This window comes from Kitasatospora sp. NPDC049285 (genome assembly GCF_040678815.1).
GTDB lineage: Bacteria > Actinomycetota > Actinomycetes > Streptomycetales > Streptomycetaceae > Kitasatospora.
Genome location: NZ_JBFAQR010000011.1, coordinates 123,567 through 141,523 on the forward strand (window position 1 = coordinate 123,567; position 17,957 = coordinate 141,523).

The following is a 17,957-nucleotide window of genomic DNA, read 5'->3' on the forward strand; positions in this document are numbered from 1 at the left end:
CTCGACGCGGCCCACCCGCCGGGCGGGGGCTGCCGCCGCCCTCACCGGTCGTACACCGTCACCGGCACGCCCCGCGCGGCCAGCCGGGCGTCCACCAGCGGCTCGATCCGCTCCCACCGGCCGCCGGCCAGGCCGCAGCCGATCCGCGGCATGTGCACGGACGCGCCGAGCCGCCGCGCGTGCCCGCCGAGGGCGGCCAGCGCGGTGTCGATCGCCTCGTAGCGCACCGGCACACCGGTCGACCGGGCGGTCCTGATCCCGCGCTGCCCGACCATGTTCGCCACCCACAGGTACCGGTCGACCTGCACCAACTGCACCGCGCCCAGCCCGAAGTCGTTGCCCGCCCGCTCCCGGTGCCAGCGCCGGTACGCCGCCTCCGGCTCGGGCCAGCGCCGGGACACCGCGAGCACGAAGCCCTTGCCCCAGCCGCCGAGGTCGTTGCAGACGTGCGCGATGATCCGCACGCCCTTGCCCTGCGGCGCCGTGGCGTCGCCGCGGACGTAGGTGATCGCTTCCCCCATGCCGAGCATGCTCGCAGCCCGCACCGACACCCATCGAACGGTTTTCCGACCATCACACCTGGTCCGCGCCGCGCCGTTCGAATCCGCCTCGCACGGAGCTGTCGGTGCCACCCGCTACCGTCGACAGGTCCACCGCCCGTCATCATCGGACCGACCCCGAGAGGAGACCGCCCGTGCGCTACGCCCTGGTGCCCGACCCGCACGGTGCGGGCGGTCGGCTGCAGCCGCTCGCCGAGGACGGCGCCCCGGCCGGCGCGCCCGAGCACGCACCGCGCCTCGCCGAGGCGGTCGCGGCGATCGAGGCGGCGCACGCCCCGCGCTGGGTGTGGCCCACCGCCGACACCGCGTACGGGCCGCTGCTCGGGAAACTGCCGGAACGCCTCGCCCGCTGCCACGACCTGCGGCTGACCGAGGCGCTGCTGCTCGGCCACGAGGGCCGCTGGGGTGCGCCGCGCTCGCTGGGCGCGGCCTGGTCCCGGCTGCGCGGCCTCCCGGTGCCGGCCGACCTGCCGGAGGGCGCGCTGCCCGACGAGGACGGCCTGTTCGCCCCCGACCGCCTCCAACTCCCGCCCGGCGCCGACCCGCTGGCGGCGACGGTGGCGGTGCACGCGGACCAGCTGCGCCGGATCGAGGCGATCGCCGACCCGGCCGCCCGTTCCCGGTTCCGGGTGCTGGTCGCCGCCGAGTCGGCGGGCGCACTGCTGGCCTGCGAGATGGCGCACGACGGCCTGCCCTGGCGCGCGGACGTGCACGACGCGCTGCTCACCGACCTGCTCGGCCCCCGCCCGGCGATCCCCGGCACCCAGCCGCGCAAGCTCGCCGACCTCGCCGTGGAACTCCAGCAGGCGCTCGGCGGGCGGCCGTTCAACCCGGACTCGCACGGCCAGGTGCTGAAGGCCTTCGCCGACCAGGGCATCCACCTCGCCTCCACCCGCTCCTGGGAGCTGAAGGCCGTCGACCATCCGGCGGCCGGGCTGATGGTCCGTTACAAGGAGCTGTCCCGGCTGTACGCCGCGCACGGCTGGGCCTGGCAGGCCGCCTGGGCGCGCGGCGGCCGGTTCCGCCCGGAGTACGTGGTCGGCGGCGTGGTGTCCGGCCGGTGGGCCAGCCGCGGCGGCGGCGCGCTGCAGATCCCGCGGATCCTGCGCCGCGCGGTGGTCGCCGACCCGGGCTGGCTGCTGGTCGTCGCGGACGCCGCACAACTGGAGCCGCGGGTGCTCGCCGCGCTCTCCGGCGACACCGGCCTGGCCCGCACCGCCGACGGCGGCGACCTGTACGAGGCGCTCGCCGCCAGCGCCTTCCAGGGCGACCGGGACAAGGCCAAGCTGGGCCTGCTCGGCGCGATGTACGGCCAGACCGGCGGCGGCATCGGCCCGCTGCTGAACACCCTGCGCCGCCGCTACCCCACCGCCATGGGCTACGTCGAGGCCGCGGCCCGCACCGGCGAGGACGGCGGCGTGGTCGCCTCCCGGCTCGGCCGGGCCTGCCCGCCGCCGACCGCCGACTGGCTGGACCTCACCGAAACGCCCGAGTCCGGCGAGGCGGGCGGCCGCTCGGCCCGCGCCCGCGGCCGGTTCACCCGCAACTTCGTCATCCAGGCCAGCGGCGCCGACTGGGCGCTCGCCCTGCTCGCCGCGCTGCGCCGCCGGCTCGCCACGCTGCGCTCCGGCGAGGACCGTCCGCACCTGGTCTTCTTCCAGCACGACGAGGTGATGGTGCACACCCCCGCCGACCTCGCCGACGAGGTGGCCCGGGCGGTCGCGGAGGCCGGCGAGGAGGCCCGCCGGCTGGTGTTCGGCGACACCCCGGTCCGCTTCCCGCTCACCACCGCCGTGGTGGAGTGCTACGGCGACGCGAAGTGACCGCCGGGTAGGCTCACCCCGTCGCCGGACCGGCCCATCCCCCGGCCCGGCGACACCAGCGCGCCCGACGGGCCGTCACCCCGCGGCCGGCCGGCTGACCAGCAGCAGCAGCGCGTCGTCGCCGAGCTCGCCGCCGGTGTGCGCCAGCAGGTCCGCGTAGAGGCGTCCGACGGCGGCGTCCAGCTCGGCGAGCGAGCGCCAGCCGTCGCGGACCAGCGGCCCGACGCGCTCCGCCAGGGGGTAGAACGTCCCGTCGACCCGGCCGCGCGCCTCGATCACGCCGTCGGTGCACAGCACCAGGACGTCCCGCTCGCCGAACGGGACCGGAACCCCGGCGGGCTCACCTGCGGCGAGGTGGCCGAGGCCGAGCGGCAGCCACGGGTCGGCGGGTTCCAGGACATCGGCGGTGCCGTCCGCGCCGACCCGGATCGGCGGGACGTGGCCGAGGTGCAGCAGTTCGACCGAGCCGGGCGGGCCGAAGCCGGCGAACAGCGCGGTGGTGAACTCGCCGTCCGGGACGTGCCGCCGCACGCTGGCCTCGATCCGGGCGGCCACGGCCGGCAGCTTCGCCTCGTCGTAGGCGGCCTCCCGGAACGCGCCGAGCACCACGGCGGCGGTCTGCACCGCGCCGAGGCCCTTGCCGCGGACGTCGCCGACCAGCACCCGGGTGCCGTGCGGGGTGTCCAGCACGGAGTACAGGTCGCCGCCGATCCGCGCCGAGTCGGCCGCCGAGACGTACCGCACGGCCAGGCGCAGCGGCCCCACGGTCGGCTCGGGTTGGCGCAGCAGCGCGCGCTGGGCGGCCTCCGCGACCGAGCTGACGGCCGCGAAGGCCGCGGCTCGTCGCATCCGCAGCTCGGCGACCCAGGCGCTGAACGCGGTGAGCGCCACGTAGCTGACCAGCGCGCCGTACAGGAAGCGGTTGTCGCCGAAGGTGGCGACCTGGTCGTAGCGGCTGAGGCCGAGCAGGACGAGGAAGCCGAGGAAGCAGACCGTCAGGAGTTCGCGCGGTCTGAGGGTCAGTCCGGCGATGGAGGGGACCACCACCATCAGCGGGGCGAGGTAGCGGTCCTGCCCGGACAGGTAGTCGGCGAGGCCGACGACGGCGATCGCCACCAGCGCCGGCGCGGCGCGGCGCAGCAGCGAGAGGTCCTGCAGGTCGGCGGCGAGCAGCGCGCTCTGCCGCCTGGCGGGCGGCAGTCCGCCCGGGCTGGACGCGGAGGTCCCGTAGCGGCGTCGCAGGGGCATCTTTCGAACATATCGGACCTCTCGCGCCCTCCGCGCTGTGGACGGACGCGCCCGTCGCCACCGACGGCACCCTGACGCACCCGCCCGCCGCCGACGGCACCCTGACGCACCCGCCCGCCGCCGCCGGTCCCGGCCGCCCGGCGACTACGCTCGGTGTACAGGCAGCACGTCGGCACACCGGATCCGTCACCCGACTCGGAACGGAATACCCCCAGGGGGTATGGTGTTGTCATCAGTGAGGCGCGGAGCCGATCCGCGCGGCCGTCCCTGGAGGTCCCATGTCCAGCACCGTCACCTACACCGTCAGCGGGATGAGCTGCGGCCACTGCGAGAAGGCGATCAGCGCCGAGGTCTCCGCCCTCCCGGGCGTCACCCAGGTCGCCGCCGACTCCGCGGCCGGCACCGTCACGGTCTCCGCCGAGGCCCCGCTGAGCGACGAGCAGATCGCCGCCGCGGTGGACGAGGCCGGCTACGCGCTGGTCGGCCGGACCGTCTGAGCAGCGGGGCGGGGACGGCCGCGCCGCCCCCGCCCCGGTCACACGAGGAGCTGACGAGCTGATGACCACCACCGACTCCGCCGCCCCCGCCGGGTCGCGCGACCGCATCGAACTGTCGATCGGCGGGATGACCTGCGCCTCCTGCGCCGCCCGGATCGAGAAGAAGCTCAACCGGATGGACGGCGTCGAGGCGAGCGTCAACTTCGCGACCGAGAAGGCCCGGGTGGACTTCGGCCCCGGCACCAGCGTCGCGGACCTGATCGCCACCGTGGAGCGGACCGGCTACACCGCCGAACTCCCCCCGCCGCCCGCCACCGCACCGGAACCCTCCGCCGGGACCGAGACCGGGCCCGCGCCCGATCCGCTGCGCGAACGGCTGCTGATCAGCGCCGCGCTCAGCCTGCCGGTGGTGCTGCTGTCGATGGTCCCGGCGCTGCAGTTCGACAACTGGCAGTGGCTGGCCTTCGCACTGACCGGCCCGGTCGTGGTGTACGGCGGGTGGCCGTTCCACAAGGCCGCCTGGACCAACCTCCGGCACGGCACCGCCACCATGGACACCCTGGTCTCGCTCGGCACGCTGGCCGCCTTCGGCTGGTCGGTGTGGGCGTTGTTCTGGGGGCACGCCGGCATGCCCGGCATGCGGCACGGCTTCAGCTTCACCGTCGGCGGCGCCGACGCCTCCTCCACCCTGTACCTGGAGACGGCCGCCGCCGTCACCACCCTGATCCTGCTCGGCCGCTGGCTGGAGGCCCGCTCCAAGCGCCGGGCCGGCGCCGCCCTGCACGCCCTGCTCGACCTCGGCGCCAAGGACGTGATGGTCCTTCAGGCCGGCCGCGAGGTGCGGATCCCGGTCGCGCAGCTCACCGTCGGCACCCGCTTCGTGGTCCGCCCCGGCGAGAAGATCGCCACCGACGGCACCGTGGTCGAGGGCGGCTCCGCGGTCGACGCCTCGATGCTCACCGGCGAGTCCGTCCCGATCGAGGTCGGCGTCGGCGACGCCGTCACCGGTGCCACCGTGAACGCGGGCGGCCGGCTGGTGGTCGAGGCCACCCGGGTCGGCGCGGACACCCAGCTCGCCCGGATGGCCAAGCTGGTCGAGGACGCGCAGAACGGCAAGGCCGCCGCCCAGCGCCTCGCCGACCGGATCTCCGCCGTCTTCGTCCCGGTGGTCATCCTGATCGCGCTCGGCACCCTGGTCGGCTGGCTGCTGGCCTCCGGAAGCCCCACCGAGGCGTTCACCGCCGCCGTCGCGGTGCTGATCATCGCCTGCCCGTGCGCCCTCGGCCTGGCCACCCCGACCGCGCTGCTGGTCGGCACCGGCCGCGGCGCCCAGCTCGGCATCCTGATCAAGGGCCCCGAGGTGCTGGAGAACACCCGCAAGGCCGACACCGTCCTCCTCGACAAGACCGGCACCGTCACCACCGGCCGGATGGCCCTGACCGCCGTCCACACCGCCGACGGCACCTCCGAGGACGAGGCGCTGCGCCTGGCCGGCGCGCTGGAGCACGCCTCCGAGCACCCGATCGCCCAGGCCGTCGCCACCGCCGCCGCCGAACGGCTCGGCGAGCTGCCCGCCGTCGAGGACTTCGCCAACGTGCCCGGCCTCGGCGTCCAGGGCGTCGTCGACGGCCACGCGGTGGTCGCCGGACGCGAGGCCCTGCTCGCCGACTGGGCCCAGCACCTGCCACCCGCGCTCGCCGAGGCCAAGGCCACCGCCGAGCGCGCCGGGCACACCGCCATCGCGGTCGGCTGGGACGGCCGGGCCCGCGCCGTCCTGGAGGTCGCCGACGCGGTCAAGCCCAGCAGCGCCGACGCGATCGCCGAGCTGCGCGCCCTCGGACTGCGTCCGGTGCTGCTGACCGGCGACAACCGTCTGGTCGCCGAATCCGTCGCGGCCGAGGTCGGCATCCCGGCGCAGGACGTGATCGCCGAGGTGCTGCCCGAGGACAAGGTCGCCACCGTCCGCCGTCTCCAGCAGGAGGGCCGCACCGTGGCCATGGTCGGCGACGGCGTCAACGACGCGGCCGCGCTCGCCCAGGCGGACCTCGGGCTGGCGATCGGCACCGGCACCGACGCCGCGATCGAGGCCGCGGACCTGACCCTGGTCCGCGGCGACCTGCGCTCCGCCGCCGACGCCATCCGGCTCTCCCGCCGCACCCTCGGCACCATCAAGGGCAACCTGTTCTGGGCCTTCGCCTACAACGTGGCGGCGATCCCGCTGGCCGCGGCCGGACTGCTGAACCCGGTGGTCGCCGGGGCGGCGATGGCCTTCTCCTCGGTCTTCGTGGTCACCAACAGCCTGCGGCTGCGGAGCTTCCAGGCAAGCCGACAGTCGGCCTGACGGGCCGTCAGCGGCCCAGCAGCTCGCCGCCGTTGCAGTGCAGGATCTCGCCGGTGATGAATCCGGCGTCCGCGGAGGCCAGGAAGTAGACGGCGGCGGCGACCTCGCCGGACTCGCCGATCCGGCCGAGCAGGGTCCGCCCGGCGCGGCGGGAGACCTCGGCGTCGTCCAGGCGCGGGCCGAAGAACTCGGTGCCGGAGACGGTGCCGGGGGCGACGATGTTGGCGGTGATCCCGGACGGGCCGAGCTGGGCGGCCAGGAAGTGGTTCCAGGCGTGCAGCGAGGCCTTCGCCGCCCCGTACGAGCCGGCGCCGCGCAGCGCGGCGATCGAGGAGACGGTGACGACCCGGCCGGAGCCGGGGGTGAGCCGGTCGCGGATCGACTCCGTGAGCAGCACCGCGGTCAGCACGTTGCGCTCGAAGTCGCCGCGCCAGCGGGCCAGCACGGCGTGCGGGCCGGCGCCGATCACGGTCTCCCGGCTGCCGGCGTTGTTGACCAGCACGTCGACCCGGGCGGGCAGGCCGTCCAGGGCGGCCTCCACGGCGTCCGGGTCGGCCAGGTCGCAGACCAGCGGGATCACGTTCGGGCCGAGCTCGGCGGCGGCCTCCTCCAGCACGGCGCGACGGCGGCCGACGATCACCACCCGCTCGCCGGCCTCGGTGAAGCGCCGGGCCACCTCCAACCCGATGCCGGTGCCACCACCGGTGACGACGACGTTCCTGGCCATCTGCGCGCTCCCTCCCTGACCGTTCACCGCGCAGCGGAAGGCAGGCGGTCCGTACCGGATTGCCACGATTCCTATCACGCTGGGTTGCGATGACTGCGGGGTGGGTGACCACGCCCCGCCCCGACGGGGTGTGGTATGTGGCGGCGGCCGCCCGGTGTGCGGGTGCACACGGAGCGTGGAGAGAGCCAACTCACACCCCGTCGACGTAACTTTGCGCCCCCTGACACGTCTTACCTTTTGTAGAGCGGGGCTCCGGCGGGCCCCGGATGGCCGTCGACTCGTCGACGGTCCTCGCGCACGACGCCGGGACGGGACGCGGATCCTGGGAACGCTTTGAGCGGCCGTTTCCACCCGAGGACCGTCCCGGGCGTCGTGCGCCACCCACTCCCGCGCACGCGAAGGGGCCCGGCCCCACCCCTCGTGCGGGAGGCGGAACCGGGCCCATGAGCCTGCGTCAGCGCGCGTCGAGCGGCACGTAGTCGCGGATCTCGATGCCGGTGTAGACCTGGCGCGGACGGCCGATGCGGCTGGTCGGGTCCTTGATCATCTCGTGCCAGTGGGCGATCCAGCCGGGCAGCCGGCCGAGCGCGAACAGCACGGTGAACATGCTGGTCGGGAAGCCCATGGCCCGGTAGATCAGGCCGGTGTAGAAGTCCACGTTCGGGTAGAGCTTGCGCGAGACGAAGAAGTCGTCCTTGAGCGCGTGCTCCTCCAGCTTGAGCGCGATGTCCAGCAGCGCGTCGTCCTTGCCGAGCTGCTCCAGCACCTCGTGGGCGAGCACCTTGACCTGCGCGGCGCGCGGGTCGAAGGCCTTGTAGACGCGGTGACCGAAGCCCATGAGCTTCACGCCGTCCTCGCGGTTCTTCACCTTGCGGATGAACGCGTCGACGTCGCCGCCGTCCTTCTGGATCTGCTCCAGCATCTCCAGCACGGCCTGGTTGGCGCCGCCGTGCAGCGGGCCCCACAGCGCCGAGATGCCCGCCGAGATCGAGGCGAACAGGTTGGCGTGGCTGGAGCCGACCAGGCGCACCGTCGAGGTGGAGCAGTTCTGCTCGTGGTCGGCGTGCAGGATGAGCAGCTTGTCCAGCGCGTTGACCACGACCGGGTTGAGCTCGTAGTCCTCGGCCGGCACCGCGAAGGTCATCCGCAGGAAGTTCTCGACGTAGCCGAGGTCGTTGCGCGGGTAGACGAAGGGCTGGCCCATCGCCTTCTTGTACGCGTACGCCGCGATGGTCGGCAGCTTCGCCAGCAGCCGGACCGTCGACAGGTGGCGCTGCGCCGCGTCGAACGGGTTGTGGCTCTCCGGGTAGAACGTGGCGAGCCCGCCGACCACCGAGGACAGCATCGCCATCGGGTGCGCGTCCCGGGGGAAGCCCTGGTAGAAGCGCTTGACGTCCTCGTGCAGCAGGGTGTGCTGGGTGATCTCGGTGTTGAACTCGGCCAGCTGGTCCGCGTTCGGGAGCTCGCCGTTGATCAGCAGGTAGGCCGTCTCGATGAAGTTGGCCTCGGCGGCCAGCTGCTCGATCGGGTAGCCGCGGTACCGCAGGATGCCGGCGTCACCGTCAATGAAGGTGATCGCGGACTTGTTGGCGGCGGTGTTGCCGAAGCCGTTGTCCAGGGTGACCAGGCCGGTCTGCGGGAGCAGCTTCGAGATGTCGAAGCCGGCGTTGCCCGCAGTGCTCTCGACGACGGGGTACTCGTACTCGCCGTCCTGGTACCGCAGTACTACCGATTTGTCGCTCACGTCTTCCTCACCGACGGTATGGATCCTCTTCCGACTGCCCTGACTGTCTCAACGATCCCCCACCCGAAGGACGGCGGCGCACCCGGGGTGGCCCCGGAAAGGACCGGGACCTACAAACTCTCCTGCCGATGCCGGTGTGAACCGGACAAGATCGGCACAGACCAGGTTCCGCCCTAAATCTCTTCACGTCAAGACAACCTCTGAACGTACCGTACCCCCTGATCGTCAGCCGGTAGCCAACCTGTGGTCGAGCGCGGAGTGCCGCCGACCGGCGCTGACGGCCCGCACCGCCTGGGCGATGGCCTTGCGTGAACCCACCAGGACCACCAGCTTCTTCGCCCGGGTCACCGCCGTGTACAGCAGGTTGCGCTGCAGCATGGTCCACGCCGAGGTCGTGACGGGAATCACCACCGCCGGGTACTCGCTGCCCTGCGAACGGTGGATGGTCACCGCGTAGGCGTGCGCCAACTCGTCGAGCTCGTCGAAGTCGTAGCCGATCTCCTCGTCCTCGTCGGTGACCACCGTCAGCCGCTGGTCGTCCACGCTCAGCGCGGTCACCACCCCGACCGTGCCGTTGAAGACGCCGTTGGCGCCCTTCTCGTAGTTGTTGCGGATCTGGGTGACCTTGTCGCCGACCCGGAACGTCCGCCCGCCGAACCGCCGCTCGGGCAGGCCGTCCCGGGCCGGGGTGACGGCCGCCTGGAGCAGCGTGTTCAGCGCGCCCGCGCCGGCCGGGCCGCGGTGCATCGGGGCCAGCACCTGGACGTCGCGGCGGGCGTCCAGGCCGAAGCGCTGCGGGATGCGGCGCGCCACCACGTCCACCGTCACGCCGGCCGCCCGCTCGGCGTCGTCCTCGGCGAACAGGAAGAAGTCCGGCAGGCCCTCGGTGAGCGGCGGCAGGCCCTCGTTGATCCGGTGCGCGTTGGTCACCACCCCGGACTGCTGGGCCTGCCGGAAGATCCGGGTCAGCCGCACCGACGGCACCGGGCTGCCCGCCGACAGCATGTCCCGCAGCACCTCGCCGGCACCCACCGACGGCAACTGGTCCACGTCCCCGACGAACAGCAGGTGCGCGCCCGGCGCGACCGCCTTGACCAGCTTGTTCGCCAGGATCAGGTCGAGCATCGACGCCTCGTCGACCACCACCAGGTCGGCGTCCAGCGGCCGGTCCCGGTCGTACGCGGCGTCCCCGCCCGGTTTCAGCTCCAGCAGCCGGTGCACCGTGGACGCCTCCGCCCCGGTCAGCTCCGCCAGCCGCTTCGCCGCCCGCCCGGTCGGCGCGGCCAGCACCACCTTCGCCCGCTTGGCCAGCGCCAGCGTCACGATCGACTTCACCGTGAACGACTTGCCGCAGCCCGGCCCGCCGGTCAGCACCGCCACCTTCTCGGTCAGCGCGAGCCGCACCGACTGCTCCTGCTCCGGGGCGAGTCGGGCGCCCGTCCGCTGCGCGAGCCAGCCCAGCGCCGCCGTCCAGTCGACGTCCCGGAACCCCGGCATCCGGTCGCCGTCCGCGCGCAGCAGCCGCAGCAGCTGGTTGGCCAGCGAGAGCTCCGCCCGGTGGAACGGCACCAGGTACACCGCCGTGATCTCCTGGCCCTCCGCGCCCGGCAGCCGCTCCCGCACCAGGCCCTCCGCGGCCACCAGCTCCGCCAGGCAGTCGATCACCAGCCCGACGTCCACCTGCAGCAGCTTCACCCCGTCCGCGATCAGCCGCTCCTCCGGCAGGTAGCAGTGCCCCTGGTCGCTGCTCTGCGACAGCGCGTACTGCAGGCCCGCCTTCACCCGCTCCGGCGAGTCGTGCGGGATGCCCACCGCCTGCGCGATCCGGTCCGCGGTCAGGAAGCCGATGCCCCACACGTCCGAGGCCAACCGGTACGGCTGGTTCTTCACCACCCCGATCGAACCGTCGCCGTACTCCTTGAAGATCCGCACCGCCAGCGAGGTCGACACCCCCACGCCCTGCAGGAAGACCATCACCTCCTTGATGGACTTCTGCTCCTCCCACGCCGCCGCGATCTTCTTGGTCCGCTTCGGCCCCAGCCCGGGCACCTCGATCAGCCGCCCAGGCTCGTGCTCGATCACCTCCAGGGTCTCCACCCCGAAGCGCTCCACGATCCGCTCCGCGAACCGCGGCCCGATCCCCTTGATCAGCCCCGACCCCAGGTACCGCTGGATCCCCTGCACGGTGGCCGGCAGCACCGTCGTGTAGTTCTCCACCGTGAACTGCCGCCCGTACTGCGGATGCGAGCCCCACCGCCCGAACATCCGCAGGCTCTCCCCCGGCTGCGCCCCCAGCAGCGCCCCCACCACGGTCAGCAGGTCGTGGGCACCCCGACCGGTATCCACCCGGGCCACGGTGTACCCGGTCTGCTCATTGGCATAGGTGATCCGCTCCAGCACACCCTCCACCTGCGCCAGCTGCACCGGGACACCTCACGACCTAGCCACCACACCCCTGACGCCCCGACCGTACCCCCGCCCACCGACACCACTCACCGGGCCGGTCGACTCCCCCTCGCACGCCCCCCGCGCACGACCCCGTCGCACCACCGCGGGATCACTACGCCCCCTCCCCCAGGCGAAGCACCTGCGGCACCCGCCCCCGCCCCACCAGGCCCTCGACCGCCGCGGCCCCCGGCACCACCACCAGCAGCACCACCGCCGCCACCACGAGCGACGCCCAGTCGGGCGACAGCGCCGGCGCGCCCGGCCCGCCGGTGAACGCCCGCAGCTCCAGCGCCGGTCCGAGCAGCCACGGCAGCCCCATGCCCAGCGCCGTCCCGCCGAGCACCGCCGCCGCCATCACCGGCAGCAACTGCACCAGTTGGACGCCCGCCGCGGCCCGCGGCCCCAGACCCAGCGTCCGCAGGTACGCCAGCATCCGCCCCCGTTCGCCCGCGCTCAGCAGCAGCTCCAGCACCACCGCCACCAGCCCCAGCACCAGCCCCACCCCGGCCGCGCCCCGGAACGCCAACTGCAGCGCCGCCACCAGCCCGTCGCCCGCGGAGATCCGCAACTCCCCGGCCAGGTCCCGGACCTCGACCGGCGCACCGCGCAGCACCGCGCCGCCGGCCGCCCCCGCACTGCCCGCCCCGGCCGTCGCGACCGAGGCCGCCACCACCTCCCGCAGCCGCCGCAGGTCGATCCGCTCCGCCCCCGCCACCGACCCGGCCCGCCCCGGCTCGGCGAAGAGCACCGCCGCGTGCCGCTGCCCGGTCTGCTTCGGCAACCGCTCCGCGCCCGGCCCACCGAAGACCAGCAACGGGCCGTCCCCCTGGTCCCCGAGCACCGGCCCGAGCGCCCGGTCCCGGGCGGCGCCCGTCGGCAGCACGCCCACGATCCGCACCCGGAACCGGCTCGACCCGGCGTCCGCGTCGAACGAGCCGTCCGGGAACCGCGCCGCCGTCAACGGATCGGCCAGCGCGGGCAGTTCGGCGCCCTCGCCGAGCGGTGCCGCGAGGCCCGCACCGGTCAGTGCGGCGGCCACCGCCGACCCCGGCTCCAGCTTCGCCAAGGCCACCGGGTCGACTCCGACCAGCCCGGCCCGCTTCACCACCGCGCCGTCCTCGTCCGAGGTCAGCGAGGCCACCGCGCCGCGCACCGTCAGCACCCCGCCGGCGCCCGGCACCTTCGCCAACTCGTCCACCGGCAGCGACCGTTGGGCCGGACCGAGGACCACCGCGTCACCACCGGTGCGCCACTCGGCCGCCGCCAGCCGCCCGTGCTGCACCGTGCCGGAGACCAGCGCCCCGAACACCGCACAGGCCAGCGCGGGTACCAGCACCAGCAGCGCGGTCGCCGCCGCCCCCGAACGCCGACCGGCCTGCGCCAACCCGACCAGGGCCACCGGACCGCGCCGCCGCCCCGCCCACCGGGTCAGCACCCGTAGCGGCAGGGGATACACCCGCAGCACCACGACCACCGCCGCCAACCCCAACAGCACCGGAACCAGCGCCAGTTGCGGATCCGGATCAGCAACCGCCGCGGTCCCCGACGGCACCGCGCCGCGCAACCGCAGCACCAGCACCCCGGCCGCGGCCACCACCAGCACCGCCCCCTCCCACGCCACCCGCCCGGCGAACCCGGACGCCCCGGCCACCCACCGCAGACCCCGCCGCCGCACCGGCTCCCGCCCTGCCCGCCGCACCGCCCGGCCCTGCCACCACACCGCCACCGCCGGCGCGGACGCCACCAGCACGCCCGCCGTCAACGCCGGCCACCACGCACCCGTCGCCCGCTCCCCGGCCAGCCGCTCCGCCACCACCCAGCCCGCCAGGAGGCCCGCCAGGACCGCCGGAACGGCCTCCGCCAGCCGGGCCGCCGCCAGCGCCCACTCCGCCGCGCCACGGGCCCGCTGGAGCCCCAGCGCGGCCTCCCTGCGCCGCGCCCCGAGCCGGGCCGCCGCCACCGCCGTGCACACCCCGATCGCCAGCAGTCCGGCCAGCGCGAAGGACTGCAACGACACCGTCCTGGCCCGCTGCTCCGCGAACCGGTCGACCAGCTCCGCCAGCCGCTGCTGCACCGCCGGCGGCGTCACCGCCCGCTGCCCCGCCGAACAGCCCAGCGAGGAATCCTGCACCGGGCCGCACAGCCGCGCGGGTGCGTCCGCCACGAACGCCCGCGCCCCGGAGGACAGTTCACGCACCCCCGGGCGGTGCCGCCGGTCCCCCACGGCTGCTGCGCGGTGCCGAACACCCAACTCGCCGACAGTGACAGCGAACCCCGCGCCTCCAACGCCTCCAGACCGGCCGGAGCCACCAGCGCCTGCCCGTACAGCACGAAACCGTTCGGCGTCGCCGCCTCCAACGGAGCGTTCAGCAACGGCAGTTCCCGCCACAGATCGTCCGAGCCGGCCAGCGGCTCGAACACCCCGACCAGCACCGCCCCGGTGTCCACCGTCCCCTGCGCCAGCTGCAACTCCTGACCCACCCGCAGCTGGAAGCGTTCCGACACCGGCCGGGACACCGCCAGTTCCAGCGGCGCCCGCCGCGGGTCCCCGCCCGGCAGCGCCGGAGCCCGGCCCGCCACCCAGCGCACCCGGTCCGCGGCGTCCTGCGCGTACACCAGCGACACCACCCCCGGATTGCCCCGCGGCCGGGCCACCCCCGCGCCGTCCAGCTCCAGGCCCTCGCTCTGCGCCCAGCCCGACACCCGCACCAGGGTCCGCGCCAACTCCCCCGACGACCCCTGCCGCATCCCCTCGCCGACCCGGCTCAGGTCCTCGTCCAACGAGCCGAACCTCGGCGCCGCCGACTGCCCCTCCCGGTCCCGCGGCCCGTACAGCGTCGCCCGCGCCGTCACCAACGGCCCGTCCGCCTGGGCCAGTTGCAGCCGCCGGTCCAACTCCCGGGTGGCCAGCCCGTCGTACACCGGCGGCCACAGCAGCGACACCACCGCCAGCACCGCCGACAGCACCCCCAGCACCACCGGCACCGGCCAGCCCGTCCGCGCCTCCCGCACCGCGAGCACCCAGCCGCCGAACCCGCCGAACCTCCCGCTCATCCGCTCTCCCCCGCCCGCAGCTCACGCGCCAGGTCCACCCGCGCCAACACCCGCGACAGCACCAGCACCACCGCCCCGACCCCCAGCCCGGTCACCAGCACCACCAGCGCCGTCCACCCCCACCCCACCGTCAGCCGCAACGCCGGGAACACCGCCTGCCCGCCCCCGTCCACCACGATCAACGGCAGCACCACGGCTGCCAACGCCACCCCCAGCAACCCGCCTGCCAGCACCGAGAACCCCACCACCGCCAACTGCTCCAACCGCAGCACCCCCGCCAACTGCCGCCGCCGCACCCCCAGCGCACGCAGCACCGCGAACTCCCGCCGCCGCGCCCGCGCCGACCCCACCGCGTGCACCGTGAACCCGGCCACCGCGAACACCGGAGACAACGCCAGCGACAACACCAACGCGCTGCGCCGCCCCGCCCGGAACGGATCCGCCGCCAACTCGGCCGCCCGCGCCCGCGCACTCTCCACCCGGCCCAGCCGCGGATCCGCCCCGATCGCCCGCTCCGCCGCCACCGCACCCGCCGCCGAATCCGCCGCCACCAGCCAGTGGTCGTCCGCCAACGGCGCGAGCCCCAGCCCCGCCCTGGTCGCCGCCAGCGCCGGCAGATCCACCAGCGCCCGCGGCACCTCCCGATCCGCCGCCCCCGGCACCTCCGGCAGCAACCCGACGATCCGCAGCCCGTACCGGTCGTCCTGACCCTCCATCAGCCGCACCTCGCGGCCCACCTGGAAGCCCGTCTCCCGCAGGAACGCGCTGTTCACCAGGGCCGGCACCGCCCGGCCCGCCACCGGCACCCCCGCCACCCGCTTCGGCGACCCCGCCGGCAGCAACCCGAACGACACCCCCGCCGTCCCCTCCCCCGCGAACGGATCACCCCCGCGCACCACCGCCGACAACACCCCGCCCGCCGACTGCCGCAGCTCGCACACCCCCGCCGACGACCGCCGCCCCGCCCCGTCCTCACCCCGACCCGGACACCCCAGACCGACCACCCCGCCCGGCCCCGCCGTCACATCCGCCCACACCGACCCGACCGGACGCACCGACCCCTCGATCGCCGCCACCGACAGGGTGAACGTCGCCCGCGGCCACCCCTTCGGATCACTCCGCAACGCCAACCCCGTGACCTGCAGCGGATAGCTCAACTCCCCCGCCGCCAACGGCAACACCACCGCGTGCTCCACGCCGTCCGCCGGCAACGGCGCCTGCACCTCCACCGCCAGACCGTCCGCGTCCTCCACCCGCGCAGCCAGCCACACCGGCCCCACCGCATCCGCCGCCGCCAACGTCGCCCGCACCCGGACCTCCCCCGGCCGCCCCGACACCGCCACCCCGTGCACCGGAGTGCCCTCCCGCAGCTGAGCCAACTGCGCCGCCAGCGAGCCCCGTTCGAGATCCGACCGGACCGCCGGCACCGCGTGCACCCGCGCCCCCGACGCCATCCGCCCCGCTGTCGCCACCGACTGCACCGCCGCGGTGTTCACTCCCGACACCTCGACCTGGACGCCCTGCACCTGCCCCCGGTCCACCGCCACCGGTGTCAGCGCCGCCACCCCCGGCACCGCCGTCAACGCCGACCGCCGCACCCCGCCAGGCAGTTCACCACCCGACACGCGCAGGTCCGCACCCACCTCGAACGCCGCCCGGTCCCGATCGCTCGGCCCCTCCCCCGCGATCGCCGCCGTGGTCAACGCCCCCACCGCCAGCGCCAACGCCATCAGCAACACCGGCGCCGCCTGCCCGGCCCGCCCCCGGCTCACCTGCCACCCGCTCAGCGGCGCCACCAACCCCCGGCCCCGCCGCGCCAACGCCTCCAACCCCCGCCCCAGCGGCGGCAGCAACCGCAACAACAGCAACGCCGCCGCCACCGTCATCACCACCGGCGCCGCCACCAGCACCGGATCGAACCCCGCCGCACCCGACGCCGGCGACAACAACCCCTGGTAGCGCCGCAGTTGCAGGTACGCCAGGACCGCTGCGACGACCGGCACCAGGTCCGCCCCGGCCCGCTGCACCGCCGACCGCCGCGCCGAACGCGAGGAACCCTCCCGCTCGCCCCCGTCCGCCGTCCACACCACCGGCAGCACCGCCGCACACCCGTGCAGCACCAACGCCACCCCCGCCACCGCCCACGCCGCCGGCCCGGCCGCCTCAGCCGCGGCCCCCTCGACCGGCAGCCCCAGCCACCCCAGCACCCCCAGCAACGGCCCCGCCGCCCACACCCCCAGCAACGCCGCCGGCACCGTACACAGCGCCCACTCCACCACTGCTGCCCGGACCAACCGCCACCGACCGGCCCCCCTGGCCAACTGCAGCGCCAGCTCCGCCCGCCGCAGATCGGCCAGTTGACGCGCCGTCAGCATCATCGTCACCGCCGACAGCACCGCCAACATCGTCACCGGCACCAACATCCCCGACCGCGCCACCAGCATCGGCGCCCGCAACCCGTCCAGCACCACCGGCAGGTCACTCGACGCCCGAACCCCCTCCATCGACGGCTCCGCCCCCCGGAACACCGCCCGTACCGCGTCACCCCCCGTCAACCGCTCCACCCGGTCCCGCAGCAGCCCCACCCCCTCCGGCCGCAACCGCCCCGGATCCGGCAACGCCGTCCACTGCGCCACCACCTGATCCCGCATCACCGGCTGCCCCCGCAACAACTCCGGCGCCGCCACCAACAACCTTTCCGGCGACCCCAACGCCGCCCCACTCCCCCACGCCCGCCACCACGGCTCCGCCCCCACCGCCGGCCGGTACACCCCACTCACCGTCACCCGCCACACCACACCGGTCGGCAACGCCACCGGCACCACCCCACCCGGCACCACCCCCAACCGCCGCGCCACCGTCTCCGACACCGCCACCTGGTCCGCCCCCATCGGCCACGCCCCCCGCACCAACTCCGCGAACCGCCCGGGCTCCCCCACCCCCAGCGGCACCACCTTCAACGACTCCGCCGCCGCCCCCGCCACCGCCGGAACACCCACCTCGAACGGCACCGACCCGTGCAACACCGCCTCGATCCGCGCCGGCATCCCCGGCAACGCCCGGTGCAACGCCCCCCGCACCGCCGCATCCGACCGGACGTCCGCCCCCTCCGCGTACCGCCCCTGCACCGACACCGACACCCGCGGATCCCCCGCCAACCGGTGCCGCATCCCCTGCGCCACCGAACTCCCCGTCAACGCCGTCAGCGCGGCCAGCACCGCCACCGCCACCAACACCGTCACCGAGGCCGCCCCCAACACCACCCCGTACCGCCCCGCCCGCCGCACTCCGTGCCCCCGTTCACCAGGTGGTCTGGACCAATCAGTGATCGGAGAGTCTGCCCGCCGGCCGGCACCGAAGACAAGCGGCACAACGCAGAAAGGGCCCCAGCCAAATGGCTGGGGCCCTTTCTCAAAAGGAGTTCGGCGGCGTCCTACTCTCCCACAGGGTCCCCCCTGCAGTACCATCGGCGCTATGAGGCTTAGCTTCCGGGTTCGGAATGTAACCGGGCGTTT

11 protein-coding genes and 1 rRNA gene are annotated in these 17,957 nt (G+C 74.8%); 3 read left to right on the forward strand and 9 right to left on the reverse strand.

Features of this window, described 5'->3' with window-relative positions:
• Positions 1 to 41 precede the first annotated feature (41 nt).
• On the reverse strand, positions 42 to 521 hold the full coding sequence (locus AB0K51_RS10875; protein WP_363452874.1) for a macro domain-containing protein: 480 nt from the start codon (positions 519 to 521) through the stop codon (positions 42 to 44).
• A gap of 173 nt (positions 522 to 694) precedes the next feature.
• On the opposite strand from AB0K51_RS10875, the gene AB0K51_RS10880 reads away from it, so the two are divergent.
• Positions 695 to 2,383, forward strand: coding sequence for a bifunctional 3'-5' exonuclease/DNA polymerase (locus AB0K51_RS10880; RefSeq protein ID WP_363452876.1), 1,689 nt, complete (start codon positions 695 to 697; stop codon positions 2,381 to 2,383).
• A 75-nt stretch (positions 2,384 to 2,458) separates the two neighbouring features.
• Here AB0K51_RS10880 and AB0K51_RS10885 read toward each other — a convergent pair whose 3' ends face one another.
• Entirely contained in the window at positions 2,459 to 3,631 is a 1,173-nt protein-coding gene (locus tag AB0K51_RS10885; protein WP_363452878.1) for a PP2C family protein-serine/threonine phosphatase, read from the reverse strand.
• A gap of 278 nt (positions 3,632 to 3,909) precedes the next feature.
• On the opposite strand from AB0K51_RS10885, the gene AB0K51_RS10890 reads away from it, so the two are divergent.
• Both AB0K51_RS10890 and AB0K51_RS10895 read left to right on the forward strand, forming a co-directional pair.
• Positions 3,910 to 4,128 carry a cation transporter gene (locus AB0K51_RS10890; RefSeq protein ID WP_363452880.1) on the forward strand — a complete coding sequence of 73 codons (219 nt, stop codon included), beginning with the start codon at positions 3,910 to 3,912 and terminating at the stop codon, positions 4,126 to 4,128.
• Positions 4,129 to 4,189: 61 nt separating this feature from the next.
• Positions 4,190 to 6,469 carry a heavy metal translocating P-type ATPase gene (locus AB0K51_RS10895; RefSeq protein ID WP_363452882.1) on the forward strand — a complete coding sequence of 760 codons (2,280 nt, stop codon included), beginning with the start codon at positions 4,190 to 4,192 and terminating at the stop codon, positions 6,467 to 6,469.
• Between the two features lie 7 nt (positions 6,470 to 6,476).
• Here the strand turns inward: AB0K51_RS10895 and AB0K51_RS10900 are convergent, their stop codons facing one another.
• From AB0K51_RS10900 to rrf, 7 genes are all read right to left on the reverse strand, one after another.
• Positions 6,477 to 7,196: an SDR family oxidoreductase gene (locus AB0K51_RS10900; RefSeq protein ID WP_363452884.1), complete on the reverse strand. Its 720-nt coding sequence runs from the start codon at positions 7,194 to 7,196 to the stop codon at positions 6,477 to 6,479.
• A gap of 454 nt (positions 7,197 to 7,650) precedes the next feature.
• Positions 7,651 to 8,940, reverse strand: coding sequence for a citrate synthase (locus AB0K51_RS10905; protein ID WP_363452886.1), 1,290 nt, complete (start codon positions 8,938 to 8,940; stop codon positions 7,651 to 7,653).
• A 225-nt stretch (positions 8,941 to 9,165) separates the two neighbouring features.
• Positions 9,166 to 11,364 carry an ATP-dependent RecD-like DNA helicase gene (locus AB0K51_RS10910; RefSeq protein WP_363452888.1) on the reverse strand — a complete coding sequence of 733 codons (2,199 nt, stop codon included), beginning with the start codon at positions 11,362 to 11,364 and terminating at the stop codon, positions 9,166 to 9,168.
• A gap of 136 nt (positions 11,365 to 11,500) precedes the next feature.
• Positions 11,501 to 13,552: an FtsX-like permease family protein gene (locus tag AB0K51_RS10915; RefSeq protein WP_363452890.1), complete on the reverse strand. Its 2,052-nt coding sequence runs from the start codon at positions 13,550 to 13,552 to the stop codon at positions 11,501 to 11,503.
• Positions 13,474 to 14,442, reverse strand: a complete 969-nt coding sequence (locus AB0K51_RS10920) for a hypothetical protein (RefSeq protein WP_363452892.1) — start codon at positions 14,440 to 14,442, stop codon at positions 13,474 to 13,476. The genes AB0K51_RS10915 and AB0K51_RS10920 overlap by 79 nt, the downstream gene beginning before the upstream one ends.
• The gene (locus tag AB0K51_RS10925; RefSeq protein ID WP_363452894.1) at positions 14,439 to 17,684 is read right to left on the reverse strand and encodes an ABC transporter permease; all 3,246 of its coding nucleotides are present in this window, start codon (positions 17,682 to 17,684) and stop codon (positions 14,439 to 14,441) included. Before AB0K51_RS10925 ends, AB0K51_RS10920 begins: the two co-directional genes overlap by 4 nt.
• Before the next feature lie 178 nt (positions 17,685 to 17,862).
• Positions 17,863 to 17,957, reverse strand: a 5S ribosomal RNA gene (gene rrf / locus AB0K51_RS10930); the annotation flags it as partial.

Bases quoted from the DNA above. Each gene is read 5' to 3' on its own strand.
- AB0K51_RS10875 (WP_363452874.1), bottom strand. From the start codon at position 521: ATGGGGGAAGCGATCACCTACGTCCGCGGCGACGCCACGGCGCCGCAG.
- AB0K51_RS10885 (WP_363452878.1), bottom strand. From the start codon at position 3,631: ATGCCCCTGCGACGCCGCTACGGGACCTCCGCGTCCAGCCCGGGCGGA.
- AB0K51_RS10890 (WP_363452880.1), top strand. From the start codon at position 3,910: ATGTCCAGCACCGTCACCTACACCGTCAGCGGGATGAGCTGCGGCCAC.
- AB0K51_RS10895 (WP_363452882.1), top strand. From the start codon at position 4,190: ATGACCACCACCGACTCCGCCGCCCCCGCCGGGTCGCGCGACCGCATC.
- AB0K51_RS10900 (WP_363452884.1), bottom strand. From the start codon at position 7,196: ATGGCCAGGAACGTCGTCGTCACCGGTGGTGGCACCGGCATCGGGTTG.
- AB0K51_RS10920 (WP_363452892.1), bottom strand. From the start codon at position 14,442: ATGAGCGGGAGGTTCGGCGGGTTCGGCGGCTGGGTGCTCGCGGTGCGG.